This window comes from Burkholderia sp. BCC1996 (assembly GCF_905339955.1).
Classification (GTDB): domain Bacteria; phylum Pseudomonadota; class Gammaproteobacteria; order Burkholderiales; family Burkholderiaceae; genus Burkholderia.
In genome coordinates this window covers 1-330 of the sequence record NZ_CAJPHM010000113.1, presented here as the reverse complement: position 1 = coordinate 330, position 330 = coordinate 1, and the positions used below count along the sequence as shown (strand labels likewise).

The following is a 330-nucleotide window of genomic DNA, read 5'->3' as shown; positions in this document are numbered from 1 at the left end:
ACCGGGCGTTGCCCTCACCACCGATTCCGGCAGCAGTGCGTCCGATCACATCACCAATGTCGGCACGTTGAACCTGACCGGCATCGAAACCGGTGCCACCGTCGAATATTCGATCGACGGCGGCCATACCTGGAACACCAGCTTCAGCGCGACCGAAGGCCTGAACGACGTACAGGTCCGGCAGACCGATATCGCCGGCAACACGTCGTCGGCAACGTCGTTCAGCTTCACGCTCGACACGTCGGCGGCTGCGCCCGGTGTTGCGCTCGCCACCGATTCCGGCAGCAGTGCGTCCGATCACGTCACCAATGTCGGCACGTTGAACCTGAT

At 62.7% G+C, this 330-nt stretch carries 1 protein-coding gene; it reads left to right on the top strand.

The window, feature by feature from the left end:
* On the top strand, nt 1-330 hold a 330-nt coding region (locus U4Z64_RS37460), incomplete at both ends, for an Ig-like domain-containing protein (protein WP_321822702.1).